The organism is Hyalangium sp., from assembly GCF_035629615.1.
Classification (GTDB): Bacteria; Myxococcota; Myxococcia; order Myxococcales; family Myxococcaceae; genus Hyalangium.
Window position 1 is genome coordinate 1 of the sequence record NZ_DASPHO010000473.1, and the last position, 11,573, is coordinate 11,573.

Here is an 11,573-nt window from a genome sequence, read left to right on the forward strand (position 1 = left end):
CCTGGCGTCGGCAGAGTCTTTCGCCGCGTCGGCCAACCGCTCGGCGCGCGCGAACACGGCGACCGCCAGGGCGAAGTGGGCCTCGGCGCCGTCGGGCGCCAGCCGCACCGCCTCGCGCAGCGGCTCCACGGCCTCCGCCGGCCGCCCCCACCGCCGCAGCGCCGAGCCCAGCTCCGCCAGCGGCTCGCTCGCCCCGGGCACGAGCAGCGCCCGTGCTCGCGCCTCACGCAACATCAACGGCTCCTCCAGCCGCAGCTCCGCCACCATCCGCTCCACCACCCGCGCATACCGAGGGAAGGCTCCCGGCCAGGTGAAGACGAGCTGGTAGACGAACTCCCCGCGCGGCACGAAGAGCGCCCTCAGGTGCGTCACGCCCGCCGGCCCGTGCAGCTCCGCCCGGACCTGCTGCGCGCGCCCTCCGCTCACCCACCCAGGCTCCGGCCCCCTCACCTTCACGGGCCGCCCCTCCGGAGCGGCTGCCTCGGGCGACAGCGCCGACTCCAGGAAGTGCACCGCCTGCAGCTCCCCATCCCCCGGCTCGCCGGCCTGGATGGCCTCCGCCACGAAGCTGGCCCGCCCCAGCCCCGGCAGCCCGTTGGAGAAGGCCAGCCGGCCGAGCCGATCCGCGCCCTGGCGCCAGCTCCCCGGCATCGCCACCGACACCCCGAACACGTCATCCCGCTCCACGCGCCACGTCGAGCGCCCCAGCACCCCCGCCCCCGCCAGCGCCACCGCCACCGCCACCACGCTCCCCGCGCGCAGCAGTCCGGCGCTCCGCGGCTCGCTCGCCGCCAGCCGCGCCGGCACCTGGTAGAGCCCCACCAGCAGCCCCGCGACGAAGCCGCCCAGGTGCCCCGCGTTGTCCACGCCCACCGAGGTCCACCCCATCCACAGGAACACCAGCACCGTGGGCAGCACGCCCTCTCCCGCCATCCGCCGCGCCATGGGAGACAGCACCGCGCGGTACCGGCGCCCCAGGACGATGAGCGCCCCCACGCAGCCGTACGCCACGCCCGAGGCCCCCACGCTCACCTCCTCGGCCCACAGCAGCGAGCACGTCATCGTCGCCAGCCCCGCCGCCAGCAGCAGCGCCCCGTACTCCAGCCGCCGCCACGTGCGCTCCAGCACCGAGCCCGCCGCCAGCAGCACCAGCAGGTTGAGCCCCAGGTGCACTCCGTCCCGATGCAGGAAGTTCGCCGTCAGCAGCCGCCACGGCTCACCCGCCTCCGTCATCAGCGGCCCCACCTTCGCCCCGAAGCGCACCATCGCATCCACATCGAGCGGCCCGGCTGCGGCCGTCCGCAGGTACACAGCGAGCAGCACCAGCGCCAGGCCCACCGTCACCCAGGGCAGCCGAGCCAGCAGCCCTCGGTCCTCGGGGCCTGATCGCTCGGAGGCGGGAACTGGCGCGGGAGGATTCAATCGGGTAGGTCCTTGTGCCCCCCTCCCCGAGGAGACGTGCAAATCGGCCACCTGTCCGATGGACAACTGTGCCATCTTCCCCTCACTCCCCTGGAAAAGCGCTGTCATTTTGGGGGGATGCATGCCTTGTAACGATTCTGCCCCTTCTGCTATAGCTGTAAGCGGATCTGACCCGTGCTGAAGCTCATCATCGAAGACGACGAGGGGCGCAAGACCGTTGTCCCCTTCGTGCGCGAAGAGATCACGATCGGCCGTCAGGAAGGCAACACCATCCGCCTGACGGAACGAAACGTGTCACGTCGCCACGCACGCCTCATGCGCCAGAACGGGCATGTCGTGGTGGAGGACTTGGGCAGTTCCAATGGGACTCGCATCAACGGCGAGCGCATCAGCGGCCAGTCGCCCGTCAAGGACGGCGATCTGATCCAGATCGGTGACTACGATCTGGCGCTGCAGAGTGAGGCGGGGGCCGCACCGACGGTCCGCCAGCGCACGGTCACCGCCGAGCTGAAGCCGGAGGACATGGACGACTCGGATGTGGACGCGTCGCCGGCGGAGCCTGAGACGGAGACAGAGGCGCCCATCGCAGAGCAGGAGGACGAGGCCGCCGCGGCGCAGAGCAAGGAGCAGCGCCGCCACTCCACCGCCATCATCAAGATGGACCAGGTGGAGGGCAACCGCGCCCGCAAGGTGCAGGATCTGGAGGCCGAGGACGCGCCCCGGCTCGTGGTGGTCAGCTCCGAGCTCAAGGGCCAGGAGTACGCCTGCATCCGCACGGAGATGAAGATCGGCCGGACGGATGACAACGACATCGTCATCGACCACCGCTCCCTGTCGCGCACGCACGCCAAGGTCGTCCGCGAGGAGAACGGCGAGTGGCGCATCATCGACATGCAGTCGGCCAACGGGCTCACCGTCAACGGGGAGACCTACGCGCAGGCCTCGCTGAACAGCGGGGACACCATCGAGTTGGGCCACGTGAAGCTGCGCTTCGTCAGCGCGGGCGAGGCGCCGGGCTCGCTCGGCGCGAGTGGACGCTCGAAGCTGCCCCTGGTGCTGGCGCTCGTGGCGCTGGTGCTGATCGGTGGCGGCGCCGCCTTCTTCCTGCTCAAGCCGGGCCCTGGCACCCCAGGCCCCGTGAACCCGCCCCCGGACGAGGTCGCTCAGCCGGAAGGGACGCAGACCCCGCCGCCCGAGACGAAGCCGCCCGAGACGAAGCCGCCCCCCGAGCAGCCCAACCCGGACGTGGCGGCCGAGGCGGCCAGGAAGCTGGCGGAGCGCATCCAGGAGGCGCAGAAGCACCTCGACGCAGAGGACCTCGACAAGGCGGAGGCCACCCTGCAGCTCGCCCGGAACGCGGACCTCGCCTGGCCACCGGAGGCGCAGCCCCTGGCAACGCAGATCGAGAGCGAGCGCCGGGCGCGCAACGCCATCAATGCGGCCCAGGTCTCGCTCGATCAAAAGAAGTACGACGAGGTGGAGAACCTGCTGAAGGAAGTCAATGACTCCTCGATGTTCGCCGCGCGGCGTGATCAGCTGCTGACGACCCTCGAGGGGGCGCGCAAGGGGCCGACCCCCACGCCCGACCCGGGCAAGACACCGACGCCGACGCCGGCGCCAAACAAGCCGCCGACGGCCAACGTCAACGTCGCGGAGGAGGCCAAGTCTGCTCACGCCGCAGCCACAAAGCTGCTCAGGGCCAAGCAGTACGTCGATGCGCGCACCATGGCCGCCAAGTGCATCGAGTTCACCCCCGACAATGCCGAATGTCAGCTGGTCATGGGGCTTGCCTACGCCAACGAGGACGCGTGGAAAGAAGCCACGCCGTACTACAAGAGGTTCCTGGAGCTGGCCCCGGACCACAAGCTCGCACCCAAGATCCGGGTCAGCCTGGAACAACTGAAACAACGAGAAGACAAATAACCGAGGTTCCGAACCGCAGCGAGGAGAGGCTGTGCAGATTCGCATCCTGGTGGTCGATGACGAGCAGGACAACTGCGACTACCTGAAGCTGGTGCTGACCCGCGAGGGCTACGAGGTCGTCACCACGACGGATCCCACCCAGACGGTGGACATCCTGCGGGGGTCAGACTTCCACCTCGTCATCCTCGACATGATGATGCCGCAGATGTCGGGCACGGAGGTGCTGGAGCACATCCGCAAGTACGACACGGACGTCGCGGTCATTGTCGCAACGGCCTACCCCACGGTGGACACGGCGGTCGCCTCGCTCAAGGCGCAGGCCTCCGACTACGTGAAGAAGCCGATGGAGCCGGACCAGTACATCAGCGCGGTCCGCAACGCCCTTCAGAAGAAGGGCCTGTCGCAGGATCCGGAAGCGGACCTGCACCGCGCCATCGGCCGGGTCATCCGCGACGCGCGCAAGACGCAGGAGCTCACGCTCAAGCAGCTGGCGCGGCGCACCGGCCTGTCCGTGTCGCTGCTGTCCCAGATCGAGCGCGCCGAGTCCTCGGCCTCCATCTCGTCGCTCTACAAGATCGCCTCCGCGCTCCAGCTGCGCATGGGCGAGCTGTTCGGCGATACCTGAGCCTGACTACCGGCCCTTGAAGGCGGGTGGGCGTTTCTCCAGGAACGCCGCCCTGCCCTCCTTGGCGTCCTCGCTGGAGAAGGCGGCGGCCCGCAGGGCCCGTGCTCTCGCGCGCTCCTCTTCGGTGAGCGCCGGCCGCCCCAGCAGCCCGAACACCTCCTTCATCCCCGCCACTGCGAGCGGCGCGTGCGAGGCCAGCGTCTGGCACAGCGCCAGGGCGCGCGCCTCCGCCTCCTGCGTGGGGGGGCACTCGTCCAGCAGGCCCCAAGCGAGCGCCGTCGGGCCGTCCAGCTTGCGCGCGGTGAGGAAGAGGGCCCGGGCCCGGGCCAGGCCCACCAGCCGGGACGCGCGCGCCATCCCCTCCACCGAGTACACGAGGCCCAGGCGTGCGGGCGGCATGCTGAAGACGGTGTCGGGCGTGCCCACTCGGAAGTCACAGGCGCACGCCAGGTCGAAGCCCGCGCCGAAGGCAGCCCCCTGCACCAGCGCCACGCTGGGCAAGGGGTGGCGCTCCAGGCGAGAGAGGAAGGCCATCAGCGGATCGTCCGGCAGGCGCCCGTCCGGAGCCGGCGGCCCCAGGCTCGTCAGGTCATAGCCGGAGCAGAAGGTGCCGCCCGCCCCCCGCACCAGGAAGGCGCGGATCTGCGGAGGCGGGCTGAGCGCAGCGTCCAGCAGGCCCAGGAGACGGTCATCCAGCGCGTTCTTCCGCGCCGGGTGGGAGAGCGTCAGCACCCGGACGCCCTCCGCGCGATCCTCCACCTCCACCGTGGGCTGCATGGCGGGAGCTCGCGGCTAGCCGAGCACCACGAGGACGTCGCCCTCGTTGACTGGCTGCGCCTCCTTGCAGCGAATCTCCTTCACCGTGCCGCCCTCGGTGGCCTCCACCGGCATCTCCATCTTCATGGACTCGAGGATGACGAGGGTGTCCCCCTCCTTGACCTGCTGGCCGACCTTCACCTCGATCTTCCACACGGTCCCGGTGATGTGCGCCGCCACGTCCGCCATACGGTGTTGCCTCCTCGCGCGCTGGGAGCGCCGAAGTTGGAGAGAGAGGTGTCCGCAGCCTAAGGCTTCGCGTGGTTCTCCAGGAAGCGCGTATCCAGCTCACCTGCGCGGAAGGCCGGATCCCGGAGGATGCGCAGGTGCAGGGGGATGTTCGTCTTGATGCCCTCGATGCGGAACTGCTCCAGCGCCGCGATCGAGCGCTCGATGGCCTCCGTGCGCGTGGCGCCGGAGACGATGAGCTTGGCGATCATGGGATCGTAGTTAGGCGTGACGATGTTGCCCTCGGCGTAGCCCGCGTCCAGGCGTACACCCTCGCCCGTGGGCGGCACGAAGACCTTGAGGGGGCCGGGGGACGGGAAGAACTTCACTGGATCCTCCGCATAGATGCGGAACTCGAGCGCCGCCCCGCGCCGCTTCACGTCCTCTTGGCGCACGGTGAGCGGCTCCCCGGCGGCGATGCGCAGCTGCCAGCCGATGAGATCCAGCCCCGTGGTCAGCTCCGTCACCGGGTGCTCCACCTGGAGCCGGGCGTTCATCTCGATGAAGTAGACGTTGCCGTCCGAGTAGAGGAACTCCACCGTGCCCGCGTTGGCGTAGCCGAAGGCCTTGGCCGCCGTCACCGCCGCGGTGAACAGCTTCTGGGCCAGCTCCGGGTTCTTTCCGTCCGCGAAGAGCGGCGAGCCCGCCTCCTCCACCACCTTCTGGTGGCGCCGCTGGATGGAGCACTCGCGCTCCAGGGCGTGGATCAGGTGGCCGTGGTGATCGCCGAGGATCTGCACCTCGATGTGGCGCGGCGCCGAAAAGTAGCGCTCCAGGTACACACCCTCGCGCCCGAAGGCCGCCTTCGCCCGATCCGTGCACTGGCGGAACACCTTCTCCAGCTCGGCCGGGTCCTTCGCCGCGGCCATGCCGATGCCGCCGCCGCCGCCCGCGGCCTTGCAGAGCACCGGATAGCCGATGCTCTCGGCCGCCGAGACCGCCGTGCCTACATCCGGCACCACGTCCTCGGTGCCCGGCACCACCGGCACGCCCGCAGCGGCCACCAGCTTGCGTGCCTGGCTCTTGTCCTTCATCCGCAGCATGGCCTCGGGCGGGGGGCCCACGAAGGCGATGCCGGCCTCCGTGCAGGCGCGGGCGAACTCCGCGTTCTCCGACACGAAGCCATAGCCCGGGTGGACGGCTTGAGCGCCCGTCTTCTTCGCCGCCTCGAGGATGGCGGGGATGTTCAGGTAGCTGTCCTTGGCGGGCGCGGGACCGAGACGCACCGCCTCGTCCGCCTCCTTGACGAAGGGCAGATCCGCATCCGCATCCGAGTACACGGCGACGGTAGAGATCCCCATGCCTCGGGCCACCTGTCCGATTCGGCGGGAGATCTCACCCCGGTTGGCGATGAGCAGCTTCTTGAACATGGCTGTAACCCCGGCTCGCGAAGGGCGGCCAACCTAATCCCCGCCCCCTGCTCTGACAAGCAGCCAACCGAGCGCTCGCGACAGGCCCGTACAGGGCTGCACAGCCACGTCGCACCGTTGCAGCGCCCCACACCGGTGGCGTACCTTGCTCTGACCTTGAAGCGGATTGAGACAGGTGACGCCGGGACGGTGGTGGATCTCCAGGGCGCTCGGCGCGAGCGGAGGCTGGACCTCTATCGCGCGCGGCTGGCGGACCGCATGGCGGACAACCGCGTGACGCTGGAGACGCTGTACCAGGGTGGCACCCTCTTCTCTCCCGAAGGCACCCGTCAGGGCCGCGCCCTGCTCAAGGCACGCCAGTTGCTGCAGCGCGTCAACACCCTCCTCGAGCTGCTGGCCGGCGAGGGAGTGACGCCGCCGCCTCGCCTCCCCGAGCGCATCGAGGAAGTGTACGAGGAGCTGGACACGCTCCTGGCGCGGAGCGACGCGCTGTCAGGCCGGGATGGGGCGAGCGTGGCCCGCCTCCCCCTCCGCTGAGCGTCCTCCCACGGTTCAGGGCATCTCAGTCTGGCCCTGGCGCCGCAGGAACGTGGGGATGTCGAACTGATCCTCGTCCAGCGGCAGCGCCGGGTCCTTCACCATCGTGGTGCGCGGGGGCGCCGTCACGGCCTTCATCTCGGGCGAGGACAGGGTGCGGGCGCCGACCTTGGCGGGCACCAGGCTGGCCACCTCCTCGCGAGCCGCGGTGAGCACCGAGGGCGCCGGACGGGTGACGAGCGGCACCGGCGTGGCCGGCACCGTCACCGCGCGCTGAGGCTGCCGCGCATCCCGGTGCACGAAGCCCGTGGCGATGATGGTGATGATCACCTCGTCCTTGATCTCCTCGTCGATCAGCGAGCCGAAGATGATCTCCGCCTCGCTGTCGGCGGCGTCATGCACGAGCGTGAGGGCCTCGTTCACCTCCTGCAGCGTCATGTCCCGGCCGCCGGTGATGTTGATCAGCAGGCCGGTGGCGCCGTCGATGGAGATGTCCTCCAGCAGCGGGCTGGAGATGGCCTGCTGCATGGCGTTGAGGGCGCGGTTGGTGCCCGAGGAGCGGCCAGTGCCCATGAGCGCCAGCCCCTTGTCGCTCATGATGGTCTTCACGTCCGCGAAGTCCACGTTGATGTAGCCGTGGTACTGGATCAGATCCGAGATGCCCTGCACCGCGTTGAGCAGCACCTCGTCCGCGCGCTTGAAGGTCTCCAGCAGCGGCATGGGCTCGGTGCTCAGGGTGAGCAGCCGCTGGTTGGGGATGGTGATGAGCGTGTCCACCGAGGCCTTCAGCTCCACCAGGCCCTGCTCGGCCTGCTTGCGGCGCTTGTTGCCCTCGAAGAGGAAGGGCTTGGTCACCACGCCCACCGTGAGGCAGCCCAGGCTCTTGGCGATGTCCGCGATGATGGGCGCGGCGCCCGTGCCAGTGCCACCCCCCATGCCCGCGGTGACGAACACCATGTCCGCGCCCTCGAGCACGGCGGCGATCTGATCCTTGGACTCGAGCGCGGCCTCGCGCCCCATCTCCGGGTTCGCCCCCGCCCCCAGCCCCTTGGTCAGCGTCTGTCCGAGCTGCAGCCGCGTGGGTGACTTGTTGGCCGCCAGGGCCTGCACATCCGTGTTCGCAGCGATGAAGTCGACCCGTTCCAGCTTGGCCAGGATCATCGTGTTGACCGCGTTGCAGCCGGCGCCACCCACGCCGACAACACGGATCTTCGCGGCCTGCTTGTTCTGCTCGAACTGGTCCATGGTGATCCTTTCGGCGGAAGTCGCGCACCTTTGGGCGCGCGTTCCCAAGGTCACCCATCATCAGCAAGTCGCGATCTTTGGCAAGTATTCCGCTACTTGCCTGTAGCAGCTCGGGTCGCGCTCAAGTCCTGACGAGCACTTACGCGATGCACTGAACATCCGCACCGTATGCATTTCCGATCGCGGGTGGATCTTGACTCGCGATCGGGTTTTCCCCTTGCGGGGGAGCTCAGGGCTGCTCGATCTCCACCTCCTTGGGCTTCACCTTGACGATGGTGAACTCGACGCGGCGGTTCTGCTCGCGGCCCTTGCTGGTCTTGTTGGAGGCGACGGGCTTGGCCTCGCCGTAGCCCACGGCCTCGAGCCGGCTGCCGTCGATGCCCTCCATGACGAGGCGATCGCGCACGGCCTCGGCCCGGCTGCGGGAGAGGACCAGGTTGGCCCCATCCTCGCCCCTGTCGTCGGTGTAGCCCTCCACGCGGACCTTCTCGATCTGCGGGTTGGCCTGGAGCACCTGCGTCACCTGCCTCAGCAGCGGGAAGGACTTGGGGAGGATGGTGGCCTTGCTGTTGGAGAAGAAGATCTTGTCGAGGATGACGATCTTCTCGCCCTCGACGAGGACCTTGACCTTGCCCTTGTCCGGGCAGCCATCGTCGTCCTTCACGCCGTTGATGGTCTCCGGCTCCTTCGGGCACTTGTCGGCCGTGTCCACGACGCCATCCCGATCGTTGTCCACGTCCGGGCAGCCGTCCTCGTCCTCGAAGCCATCCTTGTCCTCGGCGGCCTGCGGGCAGCGATCCGAGGGATCCACCAGGCCGTCCCCGTCCGTGTCCGGCGGCGGCGGGAGCTGATCCGGGCAGCCGTCCTCGTCCTCGAAGCCGTTCTTCGACTCCGCCTCGTTGAGGCACTTGTCGCTGGCGTCCAGGATGCCGTCCGCGTCGTTGTCCAGGTCCGCGCAGCCGTCCTCATCCATGAAGCCATCCAGATCCTCGGGGCCTTCCGGGCACACCGGCTTGGGCGGCGGGGGGATGACCTCGACCTTGATCTTGGGCTCGTCGGGCTTGGGCTTGGGCTCCACCTTCGGCTCGGGCCTGGGCTCCGGCCTCGACTCGGCCTGGGACATGGGGGGCACGTAGGCCACACCCGCGAAGAGCCGGAAGCCCGGCGTGCCATAACCGTTGCCGATGCCCGGGCCACCGCCCAGGTGCGCGGCGATCGCATCCGTGACGCGGTACTTCGCCGTGGCCAGCAGCTCGAGCGGCCTCTCCTCGGCGCCCTTCTGTCCGAGGCCCATCGCTCCCATCAGCGTGCCGCCGACGGCGAGCTCGCGCCCGCTGACTTGAAAAGGTACCTCCGTGCCCAGGCCGTAGGTCAGCTCGTTGGAGACGACCAGGTTGCGCAGCTGCTGCTTGGACCGGAGGTTCATGCCCAGGTTGGCCAGCACGCGGATTCCCGTGCTGCTGCTCCACTCGCCGAGCAGCCTCGGACGGACGGAGAACCCACCGCCGAGGAAGCTCGCGTCGCCTCCCGTGGGCAGGTGGATGGGCAGCGCGGCGCCCAGGATCAGCCCGCCCGTGGAGTACAGGCTCGCCTTGGGCACCAGGCGCACGTCCCCCAGGCCCGTCTTCCCCACGCCCTCTGCAAGAATCGGCGCGAAGGTCGGCGAGGACTGGGACGTCTGCGAGGTGATGGGGATGGCCACACCGAGCTCGAACCGGTCGAGGAAGGCGATGGCCCCCATCACGTCCACCGTGAGCTGGTTCTCCACCAGCTTGTAGACGGTGGTGCTCTCGCGAGGATCCAGGAAGATGAGCGGGTCCTTCGCGTAGCTCACCGACAGGCCCAGGTTCCAGCCCAGGTGCCTGTTCACCCTCGCGCTCTGCAGGCCCAGCACGTCGTAAGCGCCCGGGCCTGGCTTGAACTGCTGCACGTCGATCTGCTCGGAGGTCGGGCTGGGGGTGGGCTGCGCACGCGCCGGTGCCGCCAGGAGGACGGCCAGCACGCCCAGCAGCCCCCAGCTCCCGGCCCGCGAGGCCAGAGCCCCCCCCGCCGCCCGGCGACGCCGCAGCAGCGGCAGGCCCAGCAGCAGCAGCAGCGGCGCGAGGCTGGAGGCCCCCGTCGAGGCGCACCCGCTGCCGCCGATGATGAAGTCGTCGGAGTCGTCCAGCGGGTTGCTGCCGCCTTCGGTCTCGACGCCGTCCAGCGCGCCGCCGTCGTCGGTGTCGGGATCGTTCGGATCCGTCTCGTCGGCGTCGAGACGGCCGTTGTGGTTGGCGTCCTCGTCACCGTCGATCAGCTCATCGTTGTCCGAGTCCGCGACGAGCGGGTCGGTCTTCGTGGTGGGATCCGTGTCCGCCACGAACGCGGACAGATCGGTATCGTCTCCCTCGGGCGCAGTCAGGCTACGCTCCAGGCCGTCGCTGAGGCCGTCCTCATCCGTGTCGAACTTGCGAGGATCGGTCTCGCCCAGATCCACGCGGCCATCGCGGCTGACGTCCTCGGTCCCATCCTTGATGCCGTCGTTGTCGGTGTCGTCATCCAGCGGGTTGGTCCCGTTCGCCTCCTCGATGGCGTCGCTCAAGCCGTCTCCATCGGAGTCCTCGCCGCGGATGACCAGGACGGTCACGGGAACCTCGACCGTGCTGGTGCCATCCGACAGCGTGTAGAAGAAGTTGAGGGTCCCCACGAAGCCCGGCGAGGGCGTGAAGCTCACCACCCCACCGGTCAGCGTCACCGTGCCACCGCTGGCTGGCCGGGTCACCGCCGTCACTGTCAGCGTCTCACCCGTGTCCGGCGCGCTGGAGTCATTGGCCAGCACGTTCAGGACCGTGGCTCCCGAGTTGGCGACCACCGTGAACGTGTCCGGTCTGCCCGTCGGCGGATCGTTGACCGGTGTCACCGTGACGGTGACCGTGGCCGTGTCGCTGCCACCGTTGCCGTCACCCACTGTGTAGGTGAACGTCACGGTGCCGTTGAAGTTCGCCGTCGGCGTGAAGCTCACCACTCCAGCGGCGAGCGTCACCGTGCCGCCCGTGGCCGGCGTCGGCTGCGTCACTGCCGTCACCGTGAGCGTCTCACCCACGTCCGGGGCGAACGTGTCGTTGGCCAACACGTCCAGCGTCGTGGCCCCACTGTCCTCGGCCACCGTGAAGCTGTCGTCCACCGCGTCAGGCGGGTTGTTGGCGGGCATGCCCACCCTCACCGTGACGGTGGCCGTGTCGCTGCCTCCGTTGCCGTCGGAGATCGTGTACGTGAACGTCGTGGTCCCCGCGAAGCCCGCCGTGGGCGTGAAGCTCACCACCCCACCGGTGAGCGTCACCGTTCCGTTGGCCGGCTGAGTCACCACCGTCACCGTCAGCGTCTCGCCGGTGTCCGGCGCGAACGTGTCGTTGGCCAGCACGTCCAGC

Annotated in this window: 9 protein-coding genes; 3 read left to right on the forward strand and 6 right to left on the reverse strand. The window is 69.3% G+C overall.

Annotation, left to right across the window (positions count from 1 at the left end; translation table 11 throughout):
• A partial coding sequence (locus VD972_RS24255) for a rhomboid family intramembrane serine protease (RefSeq protein ID WP_324990846.1) occupies positions 1-1,422 on the reverse strand: 1,422 nt, incomplete at its 3' end.
• Between the two features lie 174 nt (positions 1,423-1,596).
• Here VD972_RS24255 and VD972_RS24260 point away from each other — a divergent pair.
• Positions 1,597-3,345, forward strand: coding sequence for an FHA domain-containing protein (locus VD972_RS24260; RefSeq protein ID WP_324990848.1), 1,749 nt, complete (start codon positions 1,597-1,599; stop codon positions 3,343-3,345).
• 31 nt (positions 3,346-3,376) lie between these two features.
• Positions 3,377-3,970, forward strand: coding sequence for a response regulator (locus tag VD972_RS24265; RefSeq protein ID WP_324990850.1), 594 nt, complete (start codon positions 3,377-3,379; stop codon positions 3,968-3,970).
• Between the two features lie 6 nt (positions 3,971-3,976).
• Here the strand turns inward: VD972_RS24265 and VD972_RS24270 are convergent, their stop codons facing one another.
• Genes VD972_RS24270 through VD972_RS24280 form a run of 3 tightly spaced genes read right to left on the reverse strand, consistent with a single transcriptional unit; the run spans position 3,977 to position 6,384 of the window.
• Complete coding sequence (locus VD972_RS24270; protein WP_324990852.1) at positions 3,977-4,747, reverse strand: enoyl-CoA hydratase/isomerase family protein; 771 nt, start codon at positions 4,745-4,747, stop codon at positions 3,977-3,979.
• 15 nt (positions 4,748-4,762) lie between these two features.
• The gene (locus tag VD972_RS24275) at positions 4,763-4,975 is read right to left on the reverse strand and encodes a biotin/lipoyl-binding carrier protein (RefSeq protein ID WP_324990853.1); all 213 of its coding nucleotides are present in this window, start codon (positions 4,973-4,975) and stop codon (positions 4,763-4,765) included.
• Between the two features lie 59 nt (positions 4,976-5,034).
• Positions 5,035-6,384: an acetyl-CoA carboxylase biotin carboxylase subunit gene (locus VD972_RS24280; protein ID WP_324990855.1), complete on the reverse strand. Its 1,350-nt coding sequence runs from the start codon at positions 6,382-6,384 to the stop codon at positions 5,035-5,037.
• 189 nt (positions 6,385-6,573) lie between these two features.
• On the opposite strand from VD972_RS24280, the gene VD972_RS24285 reads away from it, so the two are divergent.
• Positions 6,574-6,921: a hypothetical protein gene (locus VD972_RS24285; RefSeq protein ID WP_324990859.1), complete on the forward strand. Its 348-nt coding sequence runs from the start codon at positions 6,574-6,576 to the stop codon at positions 6,919-6,921.
• 15 nt (positions 6,922-6,936) lie between these two features.
• On the opposite strand, the gene ftsZ is transcribed toward VD972_RS24285, so the two are convergent.
• On the reverse strand, positions 6,937-8,166 hold the full coding sequence (gene ftsZ, locus VD972_RS24290; protein WP_324990856.1) for a cell division protein FtsZ: 1,230 nt from the start codon (positions 8,164-8,166) through the stop codon (positions 6,937-6,939).
• 229 nt (positions 8,167-8,395) lie between these two features.
• On the reverse strand, positions 8,396-11,573 hold a 3,178-nt coding region (locus tag VD972_RS24295), incomplete at its 5' end, for an Ig-like domain-containing protein (protein ID WP_324990858.1).